Annotated in this window: 20 protein-coding genes and 1 riboswitch; of the genes, 16 read left to right on the top strand and 4 right to left on the bottom strand. The window is 40.0% G+C overall.

What is annotated here, in order from left to right:
* Positions 1-6: 6 nt before the first annotated feature.
* The 11 genes from ACTWQL_RS06220 (at position 7) to ACTWQL_RS06170 (ending at position 11,120) form a co-directional block, all read left to right on the top strand.
* On the top strand, positions 7-594 hold the full coding sequence (locus ACTWQL_RS06220; RefSeq protein ID WP_443141589.1) for a cob(I)yrinic acid a,c-diamide adenosyltransferase: 588 nt from the start codon (positions 7-9) through the stop codon (positions 592-594).
* Positions 591-1,082, top strand: a complete 492-nt coding sequence (locus tag ACTWQL_RS06215) for an ECF transporter S component (protein ID WP_443141588.1) — start codon at positions 591-593, stop codon at positions 1,080-1,082. Before ACTWQL_RS06220 ends, ACTWQL_RS06215 begins: the two co-directional genes overlap by 4 nt.
* Positions 1,079-1,789 (top strand): ATP-binding protein, encoded by a 711-nt coding sequence (locus ACTWQL_RS06210; RefSeq protein ID WP_443141587.1) that lies wholly within the window; start codon positions 1,079-1,081, stop codon positions 1,787-1,789. The genes ACTWQL_RS06215 and ACTWQL_RS06210 overlap by 4 nt, the downstream gene beginning before the upstream one ends.
* Before the next feature lie 161 nt (positions 1,790-1,950).
* Complete coding sequence (locus ACTWQL_RS06205) at positions 1,951-3,501, top strand: spore germination protein (protein WP_443141586.1); 1,551 nt, start codon at positions 1,951-1,953, stop codon at positions 3,499-3,501.
* A 20-nt stretch (positions 3,502-3,521) separates the two neighbouring features.
* Positions 3,522-4,715 carry a Ger(x)C family spore germination protein gene (locus tag ACTWQL_RS06200; protein WP_443141585.1) on the top strand — a complete coding sequence of 398 codons (1,194 nt, stop codon included), beginning with the start codon at positions 3,522-3,524 and terminating at the stop codon, positions 4,713-4,715.
* A 6-nt stretch (positions 4,716-4,721) separates the two neighbouring features.
* Positions 4,722-4,958 (top strand): hypothetical protein, encoded by a 237-nt coding sequence (locus ACTWQL_RS06195; protein ID WP_443141584.1) that lies wholly within the window; start codon positions 4,722-4,724, stop codon positions 4,956-4,958.
* 15 nt (positions 4,959-4,973) lie between these two features.
* A complete protein-coding gene (locus ACTWQL_RS06190) occupies positions 4,974-6,086 on the top strand; it encodes a GerAB/ArcD/ProY family transporter (RefSeq protein WP_443141583.1) in 1,113 nt (370 codons plus the stop codon).
* Positions 6,087-6,211: 125 nt separating this feature from the next.
* Complete coding sequence (locus tag ACTWQL_RS06185; RefSeq protein ID WP_443141582.1) at positions 6,212-6,754, top strand: ribonuclease H-like YkuK family protein; 543 nt, start codon at positions 6,212-6,214, stop codon at positions 6,752-6,754.
* A 353-nt stretch (positions 6,755-7,107) separates the two neighbouring features.
* A riboswitch (cyclic di-GMP riboswitch) is annotated at positions 7,108-7,196 on the top strand.
* Between the two features lie 150 nt (positions 7,197-7,346).
* Positions 7,347-8,984: a GspE/PulE family protein gene (locus tag ACTWQL_RS06180; protein ID WP_443141581.1), complete on the top strand. Its 1,638-nt coding sequence runs from the start codon at positions 7,347-7,349 to the stop codon at positions 8,982-8,984.
* Positions 8,985-9,017: 33 nt separating this feature from the next.
* Positions 9,018-9,878, top strand: a complete 861-nt coding sequence (locus ACTWQL_RS06175) for a response regulator (protein WP_443141580.1) — start codon at positions 9,018-9,020, stop codon at positions 9,876-9,878.
* 207 nt (positions 9,879-10,085) lie between these two features.
* On the top strand, positions 10,086-11,120 hold the full coding sequence (locus ACTWQL_RS06170) for a serine hydrolase domain-containing protein (protein WP_443141579.1): 1,035 nt from the start codon (positions 10,086-10,088) through the stop codon (positions 11,118-11,120).
* A 101-nt stretch (positions 11,121-11,221) separates the two neighbouring features.
* On the opposite strand, the gene ACTWQL_RS06165 is transcribed toward ACTWQL_RS06170, so the two are convergent.
* The 3 genes from ACTWQL_RS06165 to ACTWQL_RS06155 all read right to left on the bottom strand — a co-directional run bounded on the left by ACTWQL_RS06165 (position 11,222) and on the right by ACTWQL_RS06155 (position 12,555).
* A complete protein-coding gene (locus ACTWQL_RS06165) occupies positions 11,222-11,527 on the bottom strand; it encodes a hypothetical protein (RefSeq protein WP_443141578.1) in 306 nt (101 codons plus the stop codon).
* A gap of 257 nt (positions 11,528-11,784) precedes the next feature.
* The gene (locus ACTWQL_RS06160; protein ID WP_443141577.1) at positions 11,785-11,928 is read right to left on the bottom strand and encodes a hypothetical protein; all 144 of its coding nucleotides are present in this window, start codon (positions 11,926-11,928) and stop codon (positions 11,785-11,787) included.
* A gap of 36 nt (positions 11,929-11,964) precedes the next feature.
* Positions 11,965-12,555, bottom strand: a complete 591-nt coding sequence (locus tag ACTWQL_RS06155; protein ID WP_443141576.1) for a guanylate kinase — start codon at positions 12,553-12,555, stop codon at positions 11,965-11,967.
* Between the two features lie 140 nt (positions 12,556-12,695).
* On the opposite strand from ACTWQL_RS06155, the gene ACTWQL_RS06150 reads away from it, so the two are divergent.
* Positions 12,696-13,025, top strand: coding sequence for a four-helix bundle copper-binding protein (locus ACTWQL_RS06150; protein ID WP_443141575.1), 330 nt, complete (start codon positions 12,696-12,698; stop codon positions 13,023-13,025).
* Positions 13,026-13,395: 370 nt separating this feature from the next.
* Positions 13,396-14,604 (top strand): MFS transporter, encoded by a 1,209-nt coding sequence (locus ACTWQL_RS06145; protein ID WP_443141574.1) that lies wholly within the window; start codon positions 13,396-13,398, stop codon positions 14,602-14,604.
* Positions 14,605-14,711: 107 nt separating this feature from the next.
* Here the strand turns inward: ACTWQL_RS06145 and ACTWQL_RS06140 are convergent, their stop codons facing one another.
* Positions 14,712-16,079, bottom strand: a complete 1,368-nt coding sequence (locus ACTWQL_RS06140; RefSeq protein WP_443141573.1) for an LVIVD repeat-containing protein — start codon at positions 16,077-16,079, stop codon at positions 14,712-14,714.
* Between the two features lie 268 nt (positions 16,080-16,347).
* Here ACTWQL_RS06140 and glsA point away from each other — a divergent pair, with 268 nt between their 5' ends.
* The 3 genes from glsA (at position 16,348) to odhB (ending at position 21,885) form a co-directional block, all read left to right on the top strand.
* Entirely contained in the window at positions 16,348-17,295 is a 948-nt protein-coding gene (gene glsA, locus ACTWQL_RS06135; protein WP_443141572.1) for a glutaminase A, read from the top strand.
* A 430-nt stretch (positions 17,296-17,725) separates the two neighbouring features.
* Positions 17,726-20,608 carry a 2-oxoglutarate dehydrogenase E1 component gene (locus tag ACTWQL_RS06130; protein ID WP_443141571.1) on the top strand — a complete coding sequence of 961 codons (2,883 nt, stop codon included), beginning with the start codon at positions 17,726-17,728 and terminating at the stop codon, positions 20,606-20,608.
* Complete coding sequence (gene odhB, locus ACTWQL_RS06125) at positions 20,605-21,885, top strand: 2-oxoglutarate dehydrogenase complex dihydrolipoyllysine-residue succinyltransferase (protein ID WP_443141570.1); 1,281 nt, start codon at positions 20,605-20,607, stop codon at positions 21,883-21,885. The genes ACTWQL_RS06130 and odhB overlap by 4 nt, the downstream gene beginning before the upstream one ends.
* The last annotated feature ends 66 nt before the right edge of the window (positions 21,886-21,951 follow it).

The raw sequence follows: 21,951 nt of genomic DNA, 5'->3' as shown, positions 1-21,951 counted from the left end.
TGGAAGATGAGAATTTATACACGAACAGGTGATAAAGGTCAAACAAGTCTGATTGGAGGAAGAGTCGATAAGGACGATGTCAGAGTAGAAGCCTACGGGACAGTTGATGAAGTGAATTGTTTTGTTGGACAAGCGATGACAGAATTAGATCCAGCTGTATTTCAAGATGTTCTGGAAGACCTTGAAAAAATCCAGCATGAATTGTTTGACTGCGGTGGTGACTTGTCAACCGTTTCAAAAAAGAGGGAACTCAAACTTACAAAGGGTGCGATCACATACCTTGAAGAGAAAATCGATTCATTCATTGAAGAAGCTCCTGAATTGGAACGTTTCATCCTACCCGGCGGTTCAAAACCTGCCGCAACAATTCATATTGCACGTACAGTGACAAGAAGAGCAGAAAGATTGGTTGTACGTTTGATGAAAACAGAACAAGAGGTTCCAAGTATACCGTTGCAATTCTTGAACAGGTTGTCAGATTACTTTTTTGCACTTGGACGAGTCATCAACTTCCGCTTGAATGTCAATGACGTAGAGTACCTTCGAAGTGCGAAGGTCTTTAAAAAAGGGAAGCGCAAGAGTGACGAAACATGACCAGCAAGAAACTTAGTTTAATAGCATTATTCACAGCCCTATCCGTTGCTGGGGCTGCGATTAAAGTACCAGCAATCATTGGAAGTATCGCTCTTGATGCTTTTCCGGCTTTAGTTGCTGCTGTTTTGATTGGTGGTCGGACTGGGGCAATCGTTGCTTGTTTAGGGCATCTCTTTTCGGCATTATTTGGCGGAATGCCGTTAGGTCCTTTTCATATCATGATCGCTCTGGAAATGGCAATACTAGTGCTTCTCTTTTCAAAACTTTATCAGAATGGAAACAAGGTGTTGAGTGCACTCATTTTTATAATGGGGAATGCACTTATTGCTCCATTACCATTCATGTTCCTAATGGGTGAGCCATTTTATGCATCCATTGTTCCTTCCTTGCTAATCGGATCAGTCCTCAATATAGCGATTACATTTCTCCTTGTACCTCGTATACAATCCTACTCAGTTAAGGCTAAGGGGCAGGAGATAGAACGATGAGAAACGCAATCATTATCCCTTTTGATAAAGATGAAAAGCTGATCATCACAAGTGATAATAGTGGAGCGATAGGCGAAAAAGACATGGATGCAGTAAAGGTTGGTTATGATATCGTCTCCTATTACTCGTTTCGAGTGGCCGTAATGGAATGTATGGCTGCGGGAGGAACCCCAATATCAGTACTATTACATAACTTCTGTGGTGATGATGAATGGGGAAACCTTGAAAAAGGAGTATGGGAAGGCTTATCAGAGTTAGGAATGGAGCATGTATCAATCAGCGGCAGTACAGAAAGTAATTTTCCTATGGATCAGTCAGCCGTTGGGCTTGTCGTAATAGGAAAAGGGAATCCTGCCCAAAGTATGTTACTTGATGGCTTCGAAGTCGCTGTTATTGGGGTTCCATTAGTTGGACTTGAAGTGATTGAACAAAGCCAAAAGATTGCTCCTCTTTCTATTTTTAAAAGGCTCCTTCAATTAGACGGTGTTTCAGTTTGGCCAGTAGGTTCCAAAGGGATCTTGTACGAATTGAAACAAATCAATCCCCAATGGGAGGTACAGATAAGTGAACACATAGACTCAGATGTTAATTTAAAAAAACCTGCAGGACCATCAACATGCTTCATCGCAACGTATCCCTCAGAACTCAGGAATTCCATAAAAGAATTAACCGGTACCTTATACCATCCATTAAATCTAATGACCTGAATCATGTACCAAATGATTTCAGGTTTTTTTAGCTTTTCTGAATTGTTGATTCTGTGAAATCCCCCCTAATAAAACAGTATAATACCCTAATCTCTTGTCAGGAAAAATTTGCATACATTCCCCTTTAATTGAAAACGATATGAATTGAAGGGGTTTTGTCTATGAATATTTTTAAACAAAAGGGTTATAAAAAAAGGAAATATGAAAAAAAGAAAGAAACGGAAAACTCCGATTATCTTTATAGATGCTTGAAAGACAACATCAAGTTTATCGAACAAACGCTAGGAAACAGCATGGATGTTGTCATCCACGATTTTCTGATACAAAAGAAAGTTCCCGCTGTCCTCATTTATACGAAAGGATTGTCAGACAAACATATACAACAAGAGCTTTTAGAATCTTTGATGCTAATCAGAAGCTCAGAAAATAATCAAGAATCGGTTACAGATATAGAGAAGGTGAAACGGACCTTATTGACTATAGGGCATGCGGAAGAAATTACAACGTTTCAGGATGTTTTTGAGGAAATCCTCTCTGGTGATACAGTCATCCTGATTGACGGAAATGCCCTTGGAGTATCAGTAAGGACAAGAGGGTGGAAGTCACGCGATGTTTCAGAACCGGTCACACAATCTGTCGTCCGCGGTCCACAGGAAGGTTTCACTGAAACACTAATTACAAACACTGCTCTCATCCGAAGAAAAATAAGAGATGAAAACCTTTGGATCGAAAGTAAAAAGATTGGTAAACGGACAAAAACGGATGTTGCGATTGTGTATATCAAAGGTCTTGTAAATGAATCGATTCTAAAAGAAGTTAAAAAACGTTTGGATTGCATCAACATTGATGGCATATTAGAAAGCGGGTATATCGAAGAGCTCATCCAGGATAAGACCTTGACGCCTTTTCCCACCATTATCAATTCTGAACGTCCGGATACGGTAGCTGCCAATCTTTTAGAAGGTCGAGTAGCAATTGTAGTAGACGGAACACCTTTTGTATTGATTTTACCTGCTGTATTCACCCAGTTCTTCCATGCAGCAGAGGATTATTACAACCGGTCCGATTTTGGACTATTACGTTTACTACGTCTTATCGCTTTTTTCATTTCATTACTAGCACCGTCGCTTTATGTTGCAATTACTACATTCCACCAAGAAATGTTTCAAACGACATTGCTGATTAGTCTTGCTGCTCAGAGGGAAGGTGTCCCATTCCCGGCATTCATCGAAGCTTTACTGATGGAATTTACTTTCGAAATATTGCGTGAGGCAGGCACACGGCTTCCGAGAGTTGTCGGTTCAGCCATTTCTATCGTAGGGGCGATTGTATTAGGTGAAGCTGCATACACTGCTGGTTTAGTTTCACCAGCTATGATCATTGTTGTGTCGATAACGGCAATATCGAGTTTCGTCGTACCTGCTTTTTCTATGTCCATCTCCATTAGGGTTTTACGCTTTCTTATGATGGGGCTAGCTGCAACATTCGGATTATATGGCATCATTATGGGATTATTCGGTCTTACTTTACATCTTTCCAGCCTTAAATCATTTGGCGTTCCTTATATGTCACCATTAGGACCAGGGAACATTAGCGATCAAAAGGACACACTAGTACGTGTACCTTGGGGGTCCATGAAAAATCGCCCACAATTCCTTAATACACAAGACGACCAAAGAGAAAGCACAAATCGGCCCCAAAAAAATTCATAAATAATCATGGTGGTGTAAGCATGAGACGACGACAAGGATTGCTATTGATTATATGCCTTCTATTCCTTCCTGGGTGCTGGGACGTACGAGAGTTGGATGAATTAGGGATTACTCTCGCATTAGGTTTAGATATGGCTGGCGAAGAGTTCAAAGTTTCTGTCCAAGTGGTGAATCCAGAAGAAATATCTACGCAATCAGGTGGAGGAGGGTCTAGGAAACCTGTAATCGTATATGAAGAAACAGGGGAGACACTGACAGAAGCCCTACGTAAAATTCTGAGGTCATCCCCAAGAGAAATCTACTTATCACATATCCGTATGTTGGTCATCGGGGAAGAATTAGCAAAAGAAAGCATGAAATACGTCCTGGACTTTGTCTCTAGAAATCATGAATTCCGTACTGATTTTTTTATTATCGTTACTAAAGAAACTGAAGCTGAAACTGTTTTGAAGGTATTTACACCTTCAGAGCCTGCACCTGCAAACAAAATGTATAAATCATTGTTAAAATCAGAAGAATTGTTTGCACCAACGAAAGCAGTCACCCTCGATATCTTGAAAAGTGACCTGCTTAGTAAAGGAAAACAGCCTGTTTTATCTGGGATCGAATTGATTGGAAACATCGAAAAAGCTGGAACTGAGCAAAATGTAAAAGATCTAACGGACATAGGAAATCTTATTTTTGATGATTTAGCCGTTTTTCAAGATGATAAACTAATTGGCTGGTTAAATGAAGAAGAAAGCAAAGGATACAATTACCTGACTGATCACGTTAATAAAGCAAATGGAGTAATCAACTGTCCTGGTGAGGGGAAAATAGGCATGAATCTGATCAGGACTTCCACAAATATAAAAAGTGAATTTAAGGGTGAAACTCCAGTTATCAGTGTGTTTGTAAAAGGCGAAGGAAATATTGACGAAGTCAATTGTAAATATGATATTACAAAGCAAGACAACATTTTAAAGTTAGAACAAGAATGGAATAAAGTTATTACTTCCTCGATGGAAAAGTCTGTGCAAACTGTACAGGAGGAGTTCGCTGTCGACATATTCGGTTTTGGAGAAGTGGTGAATCGGCAACATCCACGGAAATGGAAAAGCTTGAAGGAGAATTGGGACGAAACCTTCAAGGAGTTGGAAGTAAACATAGACGTGAACCTTAAGATCCGTCGAATTGGTACAGTCGGTGATACGATCGTTAATGAATTGGAGTAATGCTATATGGTAATAAAAACATTAGGAGTCATGTTAGTAGCTTGTTTGATTTATTTCGTTGAATATAGAAATCTCAAAGATCATTCAAGTTCGAGAGAGCGTGGAACTTTTTTCAGCTTATTGTCAATTGGTGTCATCATGAGTATCTTAGAGGTGGCAGATGTTAAAATACCAAATCCTTTATATCCAATAGAAGTGATTTATAAACCTGTCCATACGTTCATTTTTAATTTGCTGTCATAGAAGGAGTTGTGCAGAATGATCGAAAAAGGGAAAATATCAGTTGCACAATTTGCTCTTCTAATATTCATGGTGACTGTAGGTGACTCCATTCTAGTTCTGCCTGGAAGCGTTGCTGTAGAAGCAAAACAAGATTCCTGGATTTCCGGCATTTTCGCAATGATAGTAGGAATGGGTCTTGTGATGCTTTTTTATCAAGTAAGTAAACTTTTTCCAAATCAAACGTTTGTGGAATACAGTGAGATTCTATTTGGGAAGTTCTTAGGCAGGATCATCGCATTATTCTTCATCTTCTATCCGTTTCTTTCAGTTGCTTTGCTATTAAGAGAATTGGGTGATTTCTTAACAACTCAAATTTTACCTAACACCCCAATCGAAGCAATCACTACATTATTCATTGTTTTTGTAATCTACGGCTCAAGGCTTGGTCTTGAGAATTGGATCAGAACAGTCCAAATCCTTTTTCCATATTTTATTTTTCTAGCGGTATTATTCTTTATTTTTCTATTTCCTTTATTCAACTTTGAAAATATCCAACCTGTTCTAGGTGATGGTATTAAACCTATGCTTAGAGGTTCTTTGACATTCATCGCTTTTCCTTATATGGAAACATTGATTGTCTTACTCATGTTCTTTCCATACGTTAATATAAAAAAATCGAAAGAATTACGAAATGCCATGTTCATCAGCCAATTCTCTGGAGGTTTATTGTTAATGTTGTTGATGTTATGTTCGGTCCTTGTTTTCGGAGGAGAATTGGTTGCTCACCAACAATATCCAACTTACGCCTTAGCCAAAAAGATCAGTATTGGTGAGTTCTTAGAACGGATTGAAGCGATCATCGCGATTTTATGGCTCATCACAATATTCATCAAATCAACCTATTATTTTTACGCATCTGCTCTCGGTCTTGCTCAGCTATTCAAGCTGAAAGACTACCGCCCATTAACGTTCCCGATGGGGTTGGTTCTTATTGTACTTTCATTGTCGGTCTCACCAAGTCTTGTTTATTACAATGAAGCCATCGGGCAATATTGGCCTATGTATGATTTCTCAATCAGTCTGCTGTTCATTCCATTAATTTTAATCTTGGGATGGCTTAAAAAGCGCAAATCAAAGGGAACAAGATAATGGCAAGCATAATGCCCTCACTCTTTGAATAAGAAAAGAATACAATAGTATAAGCCATAAATAATATCGGTCATGTTCGGTTATTTTAAATAGGACAAGAAAACGACAAAAGGAGATGGATGCAAATGAATGGGCGTTTCTTTGCAGACCAGCCGATGACGTTTAAAAACTTGACATACTCCCATCTGACCTTTGATGAGGTATTCAGTCATATTGTAACCTTCATGAAAAAGGAACCGATGGGTAACTATAAGCTGATGATCGGAACAGATTCCCACGTCTATCAAAATGAAACGATTTTTATTACAGGATTGGTCATTCAAAGAGTTGGGAGAGGGGCATGGGCATGCTATCGTAAATTACGATATCCTGAAGCAATCCGTAACTTACATCAGAAGATTTCAATTGAAACGTCACTAACAGAGGAAGTTGCATATCTTTTCAATGAACCATTAAAAAATAAATTGGTCCAAATCGTTTTACCACATGTGTATAAAGGGTCGAGCTTTACAATGGAAGGACACCTGGATATCGGAAAAGGAAAGCGTAATAAAACGAGGGAATTCGTAGCAGAAATGGTCGCAAGAATAGAAGCGCATGGAATAGAAGCGAAGATCAAACCAGAATCCCTGGTAGCATCGAGTTATGCAAACCGCTATACCAAATAGATATTAGTTTTCCATATAAAAATAATTTAATGGTTTCAAACAAAAACAGGTTCGATCCACCGAAGCTGTTTTTTATTGGCTGTTTTCGCAAACAGCCTTTTATTAAAAGAAATTCACCACAAAGCCGTTGACAATGTTCGACGACTTTCTTATTTCCGAATTTCATATGTAATAGGACCTACTTTAAATTGTCAGAATACCTTTAATTTTAAAATAATGGTTCTTTTAAACTATTTTGGAAATTAGTGATATCGCTCTATTTTTCCAAATCTTTCTTTCAAGTATAATTGAACCAAGAACAAAAGGGTATTTTTTCCTAGACAAAATTTTCTCTTTAACACGAATTACAAGTGAATGATAAAAGGCAAACCCGTTCGAAAGTCGGGGACGCAAAGCCGCGAATCTAAACCATTACTAATGGCATGACCGTCGGGCTGCTCAAAAACACTTGTCTTTTTATGTCTTTTTTTGTAGACGCCGACTAGTCGCATTTTCTCACTAATTTCTTGCCAGGATGGCTTTATGCTGGAATTTCACAATTTTCGTTTTATAAGTATGCAGATAGATTCTATTACATTTTAAGGAGGTCCAAATGCGCATCGGTGAACTTTTGATAATGAATGGTTTGATAACAGAAGAACAACTGGAAAAATCACTTCAATTACAGAAACACTCATATAAGAAAATCGGTGAAATCCTTGTGGAAGAAGAGATGATTACAGAGCGTCAATTAGTAGAAGCGTTAGAATTTCAACTCGGCATACCTGTAATCAATATGGATGAAGCTGCCCCGAGCAGTAACACCTTACAGCTGATCCATGAATCAGTAGCTCGGAAGCACTGCATGATACCAATTGAACAAAAGGATGGAAGAGTGAAGGTCGCGATGGTCGATCCATTGAATCAAGAAGTGATCAAAGATGTTCAAGTGGCTTCTGGTATGGTGGTGCAACCGTGTTTGGCTACACGGAGTGAATTGGAAATGGCGATTATCGATCATTATGGTTTATTGGATTCTGTGAAAGAATTATCCGATATCATTGACTATGGATTACTACAAAACGCAAGTGACATCCATCTTGATACTGATAAAGAGGGCCTTGTGGTCAGGTATCGTATCAACCAGATGCTTGAAAAACAAAAGATCATTCCAAAACAGTTGCAAGAGGCCGTGATTGCAAGAATCAAAACCATATCAAATATGGATACATCCGAACGAAAATTACCTCAAAGCGGATACATACATAAAGACTTTTATAACAATGACTTTGATATTCGTGTTTCAACAGTTCCTACTATTGATGGTGAAAGTGTCGTCCTAAGTTTATTGAAGCATTCGGAAGACTTTTTCAAACTGGAAGATTTCGGTTTTACCGATATGAACAAACAGAAATTAGAAGATTCGTTGGACAAGGGGAAAGGCTTGGTCTTGATTGCAGGACCTGCAGTCAGTGGAAAATCAACTCAACTCTATGCCATATTGAACCATATGAACATCGATAAGCGAAAAATCGTTTCTTTAGAAAGTCCGGTGGAACGAAGGATAAATGGGATCATGCAAGTACAGGTTGATGAAGCTCTAGGCTTCACGTTTCCATACGGAATGAGGACAATCATGAATCAGGACCCGAATCTCGTCATGGTCAGTGACATTCCCGATTCAGAGACTGGTGAAGTTACAACAAGGGTAGCTTTATCCGGCAGACTAGTTGTTGGATCGATTCACGGATATGATGCGATTTATACCATCAGGCGGTTATTGGATATGGGAATTGAACCCTATCTGATCGCCTCCTCACTTTCATGTATTGTAGCCCAACGTCTCGCACCGCGTGTATGTAAAAGATGTGCAAAGAGTATGCCTGCTTCTGATGAAGAGTCGAAGCTTTTTGAAGCCCATGACTTGATAGATTTAGAAGACCAAAAAGAAAAAAGCAAAATCGGTAATTTCCGCTCCTTCGTTACTACGAATAAAAGCTCTAAAGTAGCAGTAGTTCGAGGTGACGGTTGTAAACTTTGTAACAATTCCGGTTATAAAGGATTCATCGGGGTCCATGAAGTCTTGACGATCGATGATGGACTTCGCGAACTGATCCTCCAAAAGAAGCCGATTGAAGAATTCAAGAAGTACGTTAAAGAAAATGAGTTCAAAACAATGTTGCATGACGGCTTGTCAAAAGCACGAGAAGGTCTAACAACAGTTGAGGAAGTACTAAAAGCAGTCAATTGAAGCCTGCACGAATAAAATTCAGGGGGAATCCAAATGTCTTATACGTTTCTAATCGTCGATGATACCAGTTTCATGCGAAAAATGGCAGCAGATTGTCTTAAGCAATATGGCCATACCGTAGTTGGGGAAGCAGTCAACGGAAAAGAAGCTGTACATAAATATAAAACCATCCAGCCTCAAGTAGTCATGATGGACCTTACAATGCCTGAAATGAATGGGATTGAAGCCATCAAAGAAATTTTGAAAATTGACGCTGAAGCAGTCATCCTTGTTTGTTCAGCCAGTAACCAAAAAGATATGATCCAGGAAGCTTTGGATGCAGGAGCAGTCGGATATTTGATGAAGCCTTTCAAACCGGATTACATGAGTGAAATCATCAAAAAATATGCTGAGCCCCATTTGAAGAGTGTAGAAGCTGAAATTTCCGAAGAAGCAACAGCTAACAATTCAAAAGAAACCGAGGAAGTTAAATCAGAGATCGCAGCTACCGTTGAAACAATGGAAGAGGAAACTGAAGAAGTGGAAACTGAGGCTTCTGTTAGAGAAACAGAAGCACAAACTAAGGAAGAAGGCACACGCCCTGTGGAACAACCTGAAACATATAAAGCATCTCCAGAACGTGTAAATGAATCAAATCATGAAATACCAAAACCAGCACCCACCAGAAACAGTAAAATTAAATTTCTAACGAGTTATATGTGCAATTGGGAGGAAGAGGTACAAGGTGAAACAAAGAGTTTTGCTTTCACGTATACAGAAAATGATCAGAACGTCTGTTTAGAAATGATCGATGCATCCAATGAAAAACAATCCATCCGTCTATCTCTCGATGGTTTCCGTGATCTTCATGGGTGGCTTGAGCAACGACTTGAAGAAGGGAAGAATATGAGTTAAAAGTTTATGACTACATCCTGTGACAGGGTGTAGTTTTTTCTTTGACCTTGTTAATTTGTACTGTTGCCAGATGGCTCCCATAGCATGGAGCGGGTAATCAGCATACAGATCACCCGTAGAATTTCGCTAGAATAACAGAGATTTGTAAAGGGCTTTCCTATTTTTTGTAGAAAAGTAGATAGACTGGTTTTTTGAGGAGGGAAGCAAGTGCTGAAAAATGAATCACTGATTGAAAACACATTAAAACGAATCAATAGCATTGAAGATTTTTCCGGTGTCGTTCATATGGAAAAGGATAAAGAGACTCTCATTCTTACACAGGCAGGGTATGCTAATCGAGCAGAAAAAATTGCAAATAAAAGAGATACCCGATTCGGTATCGCTTCAGGGTGTAAACTTTTTACAGCTGTAGCGATCTGCCAATTAGTAGAAAGTGGAATGCTGTCTTTTGAGACAAAAATAACGGAATGTATGGATTTTGATTTCCCAAACTTTGATTACAATGTAACCGTTCACCATCTTTTGACCCACAGCGCCGGAATTCCAGATTATTTCGACGAGGATATAATGGATGACTTTGAAGAACTTTGGATCAACAAGCCTATGTATCTTTTAAAAGAATTGAAAGATTTTCTCCCAATGTTCCAAAACAAAAATATGGCCTTTAAACCTGGGGAAAGATTTCATTACAATAATGCGGGATTCATCCTTCTTGGCTTGATTGTCGAGCAGAGGACTGGAGTTGGATTTACCGACTATATAGAAAAGAACATTTTCAGAAGATGCGGCATGGATGCGTCAGGTTATTTTTCATTAGATAGACTCCCTGATCATACAGCCCTGGGATATATTGAAGAAAAGGATGGAACTTGGAGGACAAATACATACTCCATTCCTATTAAAGGCGGAGCAGATGGAGGTGCATACGTTACTGCACCAGAGATGAATAAGTTCTGGGATGGATTATTCAGCTATAAACTTTTAGATGAACCGACTACAAACATGTTATTAAGTCCTCATATTGAGGTAAAGTCTGATGTCGATTATGGCTACGGGATTTGGATCAATAAAAAAGCAGATGATGTATTCAAATATCATGTTATGGGGTATGATCCTGGAGTCAGTTTCCATTCTGCGTTCTATCCGAATACAAAAATCAAACTCACTATCCCTTCCAATAAAAGTAATGGCCCATTCAAGATCATGAAACTGCTTGAGGATGAACTACTAACCAAAGGATAAGGCAGGAAAAGAACTTTAGAGAAGAGTTCTAAACCTTTTAAGTAAAGATAAAAAGAGAGCTTGGAACGCAAGCTCTCTTGGTTTTTAAACAATCGTTTCTCTTAATTATTTTTCTTCCGTTTTTCAATTTCCTCTGTGATGACAAAAGCAAGATCTTCGTTACCGAACATTGATAAGACACCGAGTAATGTCTGATCACCGATTTCCCCAGCTTCTTCTTTTGATACAGTAAGATCGAATGCCTGTTTAAGCGATGGATTGGAAGCTTGTTTTGGATAAGCTCTCTTATAAAGTTCTTCAGGATCAAGATCATTGTTTACACACCATTGCGCAAAAACAAGAATCATCATCTGTTCATCCCGTTGATAATTTTCGATTATCTTTTCTTGCATATCTTTAGAATTCATCTAAAATTCCCCTCTGCATTCACTTTACGATATGATCCATTATATCGAATACCGAACCAAAGTGAAAAGGGGAAACACTATTGTTTAAATAAAAGACTGTTTTCGTAACTTTGTTGCTCTTGAAAGTCGTTGATTCCGCTCCAGGATGCTCGCTTTCCGCGGGGCGTGCGGTGAGCAAATCTACAGTATTATTTATCACACCAAAAAAGCGTATCCTGCAAAAATTACAGGACACGCTTCAGTAAATCCACAGTCATCTAATCTTTATTCAAAAAAGCAATGAACTCACGTACAATTTCGATATCTCCCGTGACTAAGAGAGCAGGGAGGAGCATTATGAATCCAAATACTGCAAGGTTTGAAAATACAATGATCCGGAGTGCTTTTCTGAAAGCTTTCATTGTTTTCACTTCCTTACTTTTGCTTTTTCACTAACATCAATACTCGGATTCGATATAGTTTCTGTCCAGATAGGTTTCAACAAGCTCACTAATTTGATAGGATACTTGAGGTAAATCATAATTCTCGAGAGCATGTTCACAACCATTTTTGTAATTCATGGTTTCATCATAGTGTGCCATATGTCGGAGGATTGCAGCCTCATCATCTTGCCGTTCTTGTTGTCGTTTGATGACAGTGTCTCGATCTGCATATATGAAAATCCGAATGACGTTTTCTCCGTACATATGCTTCAGTTTATCTGCACCTTCAGGATTCAGTGCTAGATAAACTAATTTATGGTTCTTGAAAGTATCCACAATGTCCTGTTCACGGATACCATAGCGGAAACCATCTATATCGACACATTCTAAAAATTCATTCTGCTGCTGCATCTTTTGAAAAGTTTCATCACTTACAAAATGATAGTCTTTACCTTCTTCTTCATAATGACGGGGCTCCCGTGTCGTGTACGATAGCACCGTTTCCATATCAAAAACAGTAGCAACCATCTTCGCTAACGTTTTTCGACCCGAACCATCTGGACCCGTGTAAATGAATATTTTCTCATCTTCTTTTACTTGATACATATAAAACCTCCTTTTAAAGTGTTAGAAATTTCAGTTATTTTATTATACCATAAATTAGCAACATTCGCTTATATTGTGTTTACTCTAAAACCTTGCCGGGTATATTGAAAGTGCACCAATATTAAAAAAGGAGGCTAATGATGTCACACGAAAATCACCAATCTTTGATCAACACCTTACATGAATGCATGGTAGCATGTAACCATTGTTATGACGCATGTCTGAAGGAAGATGACGTAAAAATGATGGTTGATTGTATCCGTATGGATAGAGAATGTGCAGACATGTGTTCTTTTCTTGAACAAGCATTAGGAAGAGGGACTCCTTTTACGGCAGAATTAGCTAAAGCATGTGCAGACATTTGTGAAGCCTGCGGTAATGAATGTAAGAAGCATGATCATGACCACTGCCAAAAATGTGCAGAAGCATGCTTCAAATGTGCTGATGCTTGTAAGAGTCTAGTAGCTTAATGAAAACAGGGGTTTGGGTACATACAACGTATCCAAATTGGCAATAGATTGAGGCTGATCCAAAAGAAGGTGTAAGAACCTCCAACACAAAGCTTTTAAGGAGGAATTCAAAACACTTATGGGTCAGTCTCTTTTTAGCACTCAAGGAAAGCATAAAATACTTTCTTCAGTATAAGTGCACAAGCTGGCGGCTTCGGAAGCAATACACCGCACGAAGGAAAAGCAATTGCTTTTTCGAGGAACTAATGGCTAAGGCTTGGCTTTACCAAGTTTTCTTTATATTCGATCATGAATAATTGAACTGCGAAAGGTAAAAAATGTGGGGGTGAAGTTCTGCTTCTAAATACTGGAGAATGATGGAGAAGAGAATATGAAAGAGAATAAGTTAGCTCTGTTTGCTTTAGCTTCAATTCCACTGTTGATGACCTTAGGCAACTCGATGTTCATCCCAGTTCTTCCAATCATCGAAAAGGAAATTAACATTACAGCTTTCCAATCAAGCCTGATCATTACAATTTATTCGGTCATCGCCATTATCTTCATCCCTATTGCCGGTTATCTATCCGATTATTTCGGTCGAAAGAAAGTCATCATTCCCAGCTTGATTCTGGTCGGAGCAGGGGGTGTCATTAGTGGATGGGGAGCCATATTTTCAAACAATCCATATGCTTGGATCATGTTTGGACGTCTCTTGCAGGGAGCAGGGGCAGCTGGTGCGTTTCCAGTGGTGATACCAACAGTAGGTGATCTTTTCAAAAAGGAGGATGAAGTTAGTGCCGGACTTGGCCTAATCGAAACATCCAATACATTTGGAAAAGTGCTCAGCCCGATATTAGGAGCTTTACTTGCAATCTGGGCGTGGTATATCCCTTTTTGGTCTGTTCCGTTTTTAGCTGTAATCGCGGTTATTTTGATGTTGTTATTTGTAAAACCTCCAAAAGAAACCCATAAACCTAAACCATTCGCTGAATTTTTTAAGGTGTTGAAACAGATTTTCAAAAAGAACGGCCGGTGGTTGTACGGGGTTTTCATCATTGGTGGTTTCAACATGTTTGTTGTCTTTGGTTTTCTTATTTACCTATCATCATCATTAGAGAGCCGATTCGATATTACAGGAGTCATGAAGGGAATTTATTTGGCCGTTCCTCTTCTTACACTATGTGTGGCTTCTTATATTACTGGCAAAAGGGTAGGCAACGATAAACGAAGTATGGATCGTTTGATTTTGATTGGGAATTTGATTTCTACTGGTGCATTGTTTTCATTGTTGTTTATGAATTCATTAGGTATGATCATTTTATTTCTCTCTGTTTCCGGGCTAGGTATCGGAATTGGATTACCTTGTTTAGATGCATTGATTACAGAAGGAGTCGAGAAAGAAGAGAGGGGAACGATTACGTCATTTTACAGTAGTATGCGATTTATTGGTGTAGCTGCAGGCCCCCCAGTCGTTTCAGTTCTACTAACGTCTTCAGATAACCTCATCTTTCTAACACTATCTTCTGTCAGTCTGCTGGCTGTCACCGTAACTCTTTTTACCTTACAACATAAACCAGGAGCTTTAGGAGAGCAAATGTAATGTAAACTTAGCTCAGTAAAGCCCTGGGCGTTGCTTAAGTACTTTAATTGTAAACAAGGAGCGACTCTTGGATGGTCATCCATAAGTCAGCTCCTTGTTTATCGCTATTATTTTTGTCCGTTATTTTTCAACAGTACTTTAAGGCCTTCACCCATATCGGATGCAAGGATATAATTCCTGTCTACAAATACCCCCCAGATATATGCTTGTTCGGGAACATACTTTCCGATTTCAACCGGTTCGGAAGGATCTGTGATATCGACTGCTCGTACTCCTCCTGCATAATGGGATAGATATAAGGTGTTTCCTTGTACTTTCGGATCATGGACCGTATTCGCAAAGGTGACACCATCCTCTATATTATCAACAAGATCAGTCTTGAACGTACTTAACAATTTAGGATCTTTTTTATCCTTGATATCGAAAATTCTAGTATAACCATAAGATTCTTCGTATCCTTCTCTAGAAGGAGCATAAACTTCCCGCGTTTCAATCAAGACATTTCCACCCTTTGCAATAGCTGATGAGTGTGCTGACCCTTGAACATCTGGGGCAAAGTCCGTACGTCCTAGATATTCTACGTCGTTCGGATTCGAAATATCCAACATGATGGTTCCGAGATCCCAGAATGACAGGAATGCAGTCTGGCCGTTTTCGTCAGTCATGGTACTGTGATTGAAGACCGGCCGTGTTTTTCCGTCAGGAGACTCCCAGTGATAACCATTGAAATCGTCTGGTACTTCTTCCAATATCCTTGGATCAAATTCATACAGGGTATTCGGGTTAGCTGGGTCCGAAACATCCACTAATGCAAAATCCTTTTGCTCCCCGTGTGTGTAGTAATCCGCATATGGATTCGCAGTCAAGACAAGCGGCTTATTCCCTTGAACCGTTAGATACAACTCATGGGTGCCTGGAACCCTTTTATCAAGTTCCCAAAACCCTAAACGTTCAGGTTCATATGGGTCTGACACATCATATAGTAGGAATCCACCCTTGGAAAGTGGATTATCACGGTTTAGCTGCTGAATGCTTACTACGGCTAAATCACCCTTAAAGTAAGGCGTGTTTACAGTTTTTACGATAACTTTTTCTTGCCAGGTTCCTGGAATTTCTTCTGCAAATCTGGACACTTCAACTGGGTTGGATGGGTCCTGGAGGTCAAAGACTCGGACCCCGCCATTTCCACCACCTGATGTATGAGTTCCTAGATAAGCGAAGCCTTTATACGCATACACATCTGCAGTTGAATTCTTTTTCCCATTATACTCTTTGAGTGGAACTGCTGCCGCTTCATTCCAATGATCCAAGTTCTTTGCTCCATCTAACATCGGAATTTCATTTAAATCTGCCTCGTGAGAGCCTTTTTCAATCGAGATGTCATCCAGGGTATCGTGTGCTGAAACACTTGGTGCTAATAATGAAAAACTCATCAGTCCGGCTAATGCCGTATGTAGGACTACTTTCTTATTCAATATAATTACTCCAATTCAAATGGTTTCCAACAAAATAGCACATGTTTTCTCAAAAATCAGCAATTTTCTTATAAATAAGCTGAAAGGCAGGGGCTAAAAGTTTTATATGCCATATACAGCTGCCTGGATAACCTGAAAAACTACTCCAAAAAACAAATGAACAGTGCGGATAGTCACGGATATGAAACAGTACGACAGTTTGAAATTTTCTTCGTAGTGGAACGAATAGGTGAAAGGGGAAGACTAGTAAAATTCGAGGTGTCTTACTATGAAAAAATTAACGAACGAACTGTTGGAAGAGCTCGTAACGGAATGTAGACCGTATTCTCGAGATGGATCAGTTGTAAAAGATATACCGGGACAAGGTGCGATCGATCAAAATAAATTAGGTGTCTGTATCATCGATATGGATAATGAGGTATTCTCAGCAGGTGATACAGATGTGAAGTTCACACTCCAAAGTGCATCTAAAATTGTCAGTCTGATGATGGCACTGGATGACTTCGGAAAAGATGAAGTATTTCAAAATGTCGGGATGGAACCGATGGGGGATTTCTACAATTCAATCAGTCATCTTGAATCACACGATGTAACGAAGCCTTTCAATCCGATGGTGAATGCTGGTGCGATCGCCGTTGCTGCAATGATCAAAGGAAAAGATCTGGAAGATAAATTCAGTCGAGTCCTTAAGAGATTAAGGCAGATTACAAATAATAATTCCATTAAAATGAACGAAGAGGTCTATGAATCTGAAAAATTGAAAGGAGATCGAAATCGTTCACTCGCTTATTTCATGAAAAGTACTGGAGCTATTGCTCATGATATAGATGAAACATTGGATTTGTATTTTCGTATCAATTCAATTGACGTTCACACAACCGATCTTGCAAAGCTCGGAGCATTTTTTGCAAATGGGGGCAGGTCACTGAAAACAGGGGAACAAATCATTCCGATGGAACACATCAATACGATCGAGGCGATCATGATGACGTCCGGAATGTATAATGAAGCAGGAAAATATGCAGTTGAGGTCGGTTTCCCAATAAAAAGCGGTGTCAGTGGATGTATCATCGGTTCAGTCCCTGGTCGATGCGGAATCGGCATCATTGGTCCGGCCATCAATCAAAAAGGGAACAGTACCGCAGGGGGAGCACTTCTCCAAAGAATATCCAGTAACCTAGAACTTAACATATTTTCAGTGATTCGGAATGGTTGAAAACAACGATGGTAAACCTATACAAAGAGAATGTTCCTAACTTTATAGGACGTTCTCTTTTTTTGCTGCTTTTACCTGAGTATGGATAAATTAAGAGGAAAAATCTATAAATTAATTCACAAAACTATAAAAAACATCATGTAGTAAAATTTCCTTTCATTTTGCATAGTTTTCTATCTGATTTTATGCTAATTTAGAATACGGGTTTTTACTATTAGAAGACTCATCTCATTAAATTTGGGGTATACCATAATACAGGATATTTTAGGCATCGTTTCCTCAATTTATGATGCTCCGAAAAAACTTTGATTCTCATGTACACTTTATTTGTACTAGAGGCATGAAAACGATACACTAATAGCAGCAAATTTCTTTAAAATACCCAACGAGATTACAAAATTCATCATTAGCATTTTGGAGGTATTAACAAATGAGTACTAACCGATCAAATAAGGGACAACCTTGGGAGGGGTTTGATGGCCCCAATCTTGGCTATGCGATCGAGCTTTATGATCAATATTTAGACGCTCCCGAGTCTGTTGATCCAGAAGTCAAGGAACTTTTTGAGACCTGGGGTGCACCACCGGTGTCTGCAGAAAGCGTAACAGGCTATCCATCTGATACATCACAATCTATGAGTGATGCCACGACCATGAAGAAAGTGGTCGCTGCTGTCAAGCTTGCGGACAATATACGGACGTATGGACACTTAGCCGCAAAAATCAATCCTCTAGATGAACCACAAACGGATGCATCATTCCTCGACCCAGGTCAGTATCAACTCAGAACTGAAGATTTGAAAGCGATTCCTGCAAAAGTCGTTTGGGAAGATGCACCTGAAAATATACAAGACGGTTTTGAAGCAATCGAAAAGCTAAAGCAAATCTATACAAAGTCTTTGGCATTTGAATTCAGCCATGTCCATGATGATAAGGAACGAAAATGGCTCGACGAAATGGTGGAGTCTGACGCAATCTATCCATCACTTTCACCTCAAGATCGAATTGAGCTTTTACATCGGTTGAGCGAGGTGGAAGGTTTTGAAAAATTTCTACACCGGACGTTCGTCGGTCAAAAACGGTTTTCGATCGAGGGTCTGGATACAATGGTGCCGATGTTGGATGAAATCGTTCACGCAGGTGTACATGATGGAGCACGCAATGTCATGATCGGTATGGCTCACCGTGGTCGTTTGAATGTGTTAGCCCATGTATTAGGTAAGCCTTATGATAAAATCTTTGCTGAATTCCATCATGCACCGAATAAAGACCTTGTTCCTTCTGAAGGGTCGATGGGAATCAACTACGGATGGACAGGTGATGTGAAATATCACTTAGGTGCAGACCGTGAAATTGAAGAAGAAAATCATGAACCTGCTTGTATCACATTAGCAAACAATCCAAGTCATCTTGAATTTGTGGATCCAGTAGTTGAAGGATATGCTCGTGCTGCCCAAGAAGATCGCGGTTCAGCCGGTTATCCAAAGCAGGATGTTTCTAAATCGTTTTCAATCTTGATTCATGGTGATGCGGCTTTCCCTGGTGAAGGTATCGTTGCTGAAACATTGAATTTAAGTCAGCTTCCAGGGTACAAAACTGGTGGGACCGTCCATATCATTGCAAACAACCTTTTAGGATTCACGACTAAAAGCAGTGACTCCCGCTCAACAAAGTATGCTAGTGATCTTGCAAAAGGTTTCGAAATCCCGATTGTCCATGTCAATGCTGATGATCCAGAGGCATGTCTTGCTGCAATCAGTTTTGCGTACGAATACCGGAAAAAGTTCCAGAAAGACTTCCTTATCGATCTGATCGGTTATCGACGATTTGGACACAACGAGATGGACGATCCTTTTGCGACGAACCCGCAGCTCTACGATAAAGTGAATAATCACCCAACAGTGCGTCATCTATATGCAGAAGTTTTACAATCTGAAGGTGTCTTGACAGAAGACCAATCCAAACAGATAGAAAAGGAAGTTCAAGACAAACTAGACGATAAATATGGAAAAGTTTCGAAAAATAAACATGATGAAATCGATGAGATCCAAGCTCCGGAACAGATTTTCAATGGGTTGTCTGACATTCAAACTTCCGTGCCTTTGAATGAACTTCAGGAAATCAATTCCGATCTTCTGAAGTGGCCAGAAGGATTCACTGTATATCCGAAACTTGAAAAAATCCTGAAACGTCGTGAAAAAGCCCTTGCTGATGATGGCGGTAAGGTTGATTGGGCATTAGCTGAAACGCTAGCCTTTTCGACGATCCTGAAAGATGGAACACCAATCCGATTGACAGGACAAGATACAGAACGTGGTACATTTGCTCATCGTCACCTGGTGCTGCATGATCCGAAAACCGGTGAAACCTTCTCGCCATTACACATGCTGTCTCAGGCAAAAGCCTCTTATGCCATCCATAACAGTCCGTTATCTGAAGCGTCAGTCGTTGGATTTGAATATGGATATAATGTATTTGCGCCTGAAACGCTTGTACTATGGGAAGCACAATATGGAGACTTCGCAAACGCCGCTCAAGTCATTTACGATCAGTTCATCTCGGCCGGTCGTGCGAAGTGGGGGCAAAAGTCAGGGCTTGTCCTATTACTGCCACATGGTTATGAAGGACAAGGACCAGAACACTCCAGTGGACGTCTTGAACGGTTCTTACAATTATCTGCAGAGAACAACTGGACAGTGACCAATTTGACGACAGCTGCTCAATACTTCCATATTTTAAGAAGACAAGCGGCGTTGACAACAAAAGATGAAGTAAGGCCGTTGATCATCATGACACCGAAAAGTCTGCTTCGTAACCCGCGTGTTGCTTCAACTCCTGCTGACTTCAGCGAAGGAAATTTCGAAGCAGTATATAATCCATCCAATGTCGGAGCGAAGAAAGCAAACGTCAAGCGCTTGATTCTTTGCAGCGGAAAAGTAGCTATCGATATCGATACAGCGGTCGAAGCCAATGATCAAGATTGGGACTGGGTTGACATCCTTCGAATTGAACAGCTCTATCCGTACCCGGAAAAAGAGATGGTAGAATCACTTGATCAATATAAAAATTTAGAAGAGGTCGTTTGGGTCCAAGAAGAACCGAAGAATATGGGGGCATGGTCCTATATCGAACCAAAGATCAGAGCTTCAGTATCCGATGACATGAAAGTGACTTATATAGGACGTCCTGAACGTTCCAGTCCAGCTGCTGGAGAACCTGATGTCCATAAAAGGGAACAGGAACGTATCGTAAATGAAGCTTTGAAATTGAAAAAGACAGACACAGTTACCACTGAAGGAGGAAATGTATCGTGAGCGAAATCAAAGTACCAGAGCTAGCAGAATCCATCACAGAAGGGACAATCTCAGAATGGTTAGTCGAGGTTGGCGATAAAGTCACAAAAGGGGATTACCTCGTCGAATTGGAAACTGATAAAGTCAATGTCCAGGTTAGTGCTGAAGAGGATGGCGTAATCACGGATTTGTTGAAAGAAGCTGGCGATACAGTTGAAGTTGGTGAAGTGATTGCAAAACTTGGTGAAGGTGATGAAGCACCGAGTGATGAAGCACCAGCTGAGAAAGAAAAAGAAGAGCCTAAAGAGAAACCAGAAGATAAGAAGGAAGAGCAACCGGAAAAAGGAGAAAGTCAAACGAAAGAAGAACCGAAAGAAACAGATCGTCCAGTCGCTTCACCTGCTGCTCGTAAGCTGGCTAGAGAGCTAGGAGTTGATTTGAACGAAGTGAAGTCCACGGATCCGATTGGCCGTGTAAGATCAGAAGATGTGAAAAATCATGCCGATTCTCCTAAGAAAGAAAAAGCTGAACCGAAGCAATCTAAGCCTGAAAAACAAAGCAGCCAACCTAAACAAGGCTCTGAAGAAAAGGATGATAAGCCGGTTGAACGTGTCAAAATGTCCAGAAGACGTCAAACAATCGCGAAAAGACTTGTGGAGGCTCAGCAAACTGCAGCAATGCTGACAACTTATAACGAGGTCGATTTGACAGCAATCAATGATCTTCGTAAGCGCCGTAAGGAACAATTTTTACAGCAAAACGATGTAAAGCTGGGGTATATGTCCTTCTTTACAAAAGCAGTTGTTGCAGCATTGAAGAAGTTCCCTAGAATCAACGCAGAGATCCAAGGGGACGAAATGCTTCTCAAGAAGTTCTACGACATCGGTATTGCGGTAGGGGCTGAAGAAGGCCTAGTCGTACCTGTTGTAAGAGATGCAGATAAATTGAGCTTTGCGCAAATTGAAAAGGAAATCAAGTCATTGTCTAAGAAAGCTCAAGATAAAAAGCTGACAATTAACGAGCTTCAAGGCGGTACATTTACAATTACGAACGGTGGCGTGTTCGGTTCACTCATGTCATCTCCAATCTTGAATACTCCGCAAGTGGGTATTCTGGGGATGCATAAGATCCAATGGCGCCCGGTCGCAATTGATGAAGAACGTATGGAAAACAGACCGATGATGTATATCGCGCTTTCCTATGACCATAGAATCGTCGACGGCAGTGAAGCAGTCCGATTCCTGGTCAAAGTAAAGGAACTATTAGAAGATCCAGAATCCTTGTTGTTAGAAGGATAAATTATCTAATAGACCCAAAAGGCAGTTTGTGCCCTTTGGGTCTTTTTTGTTCGGAGGGCATGTTTT

The organism is Pseudalkalibacillus sp. R45, assembly GCF_052246725.1.
Classification (GTDB): domain Bacteria; phylum Bacillota; class Bacilli; order Bacillales; family Fictibacillaceae; genus Pseudalkalibacillus.
Note: the sequence above shows the minus strand (reverse complement) of the source record. Positions and strands in the feature narration are given on the sequence as shown.

Excerpts from the sequence above, each read along its gene's own strand:
- ACTWQL_RS06165 (WP_443141578.1), bottom strand. The coding sequence starts at position 11,527 with ATGAATTCTAAAGATATGCAAGAAAAGATAATCGAAAATTATCAACGG.
- ACTWQL_RS06130 (WP_443141571.1), top strand. The coding sequence starts at position 17,726 with ATGAGTACTAACCGATCAAATAAGGGACAACCTTGGGAGGGGTTTGAT.
- glsA (WP_443141572.1), top strand. The coding sequence starts at position 16,348 with ATGAAAAAATTAACGAACGAACTGTTGGAAGAGCTCGTAACGGAATGT.
- ACTWQL_RS06205 (WP_443141586.1), top strand. The coding sequence starts at position 1,951 with ATGAATATTTTTAAACAAAAGGGTTATAAAAAAAGGAAATATGAAAAA.
- ACTWQL_RS06195 (WP_443141584.1), top strand. The coding sequence starts at position 4,722 with ATGGTAATAAAAACATTAGGAGTCATGTTAGTAGCTTGTTTGATTTAT.
- ACTWQL_RS06160 (WP_443141577.1), bottom strand. The coding sequence starts at position 11,928 with ATGAAAGCTTTCAGAAAAGCACTCCGGATCATTGTATTTTCAAACCTT.
- ACTWQL_RS06200 (WP_443141585.1), top strand. The coding sequence starts at position 3,522 with ATGAGACGACGACAAGGATTGCTATTGATTATATGCCTTCTATTCCTT.
- ACTWQL_RS06155 (WP_443141576.1), bottom strand. The coding sequence starts at position 12,555 with ATGTATCAAGTAAAAGAAGATGAGAAAATATTCATTTACACGGGTCCA.
- ACTWQL_RS06175 (WP_443141580.1), top strand. The coding sequence starts at position 9,018 with ATGTCTTATACGTTTCTAATCGTCGATGATACCAGTTTCATGCGAAAA.
- ACTWQL_RS06210 (WP_443141587.1), top strand. The coding sequence starts at position 1,079 with ATGAGAAACGCAATCATTATCCCTTTTGATAAAGATGAAAAGCTGATC.
- ACTWQL_RS06185 (WP_443141582.1), top strand. The coding sequence starts at position 6,212 with ATGAATGGGCGTTTCTTTGCAGACCAGCCGATGACGTTTAAAAACTTG.
- ACTWQL_RS06215 (WP_443141588.1), top strand. The coding sequence starts at position 591 with ATGACCAGCAAGAAACTTAGTTTAATAGCATTATTCACAGCCCTATCC.
- ACTWQL_RS06180 (WP_443141581.1), top strand. The coding sequence starts at position 7,347 with ATGCGCATCGGTGAACTTTTGATAATGAATGGTTTGATAACAGAAGAA.
- ACTWQL_RS06220 (WP_443141589.1), top strand. The coding sequence starts at position 7 with ATGAGAATTTATACACGAACAGGTGATAAAGGTCAAACAAGTCTGATT.
- ACTWQL_RS06150 (WP_443141575.1), top strand. The coding sequence starts at position 12,696 with ATGTCACACGAAAATCACCAATCTTTGATCAACACCTTACATGAATGC.
- ACTWQL_RS06145 (WP_443141574.1), top strand. The coding sequence starts at position 13,396 with ATGAAAGAGAATAAGTTAGCTCTGTTTGCTTTAGCTTCAATTCCACTG.
- ACTWQL_RS06190 (WP_443141583.1), top strand. The coding sequence starts at position 4,974 with ATGATCGAAAAAGGGAAAATATCAGTTGCACAATTTGCTCTTCTAATA.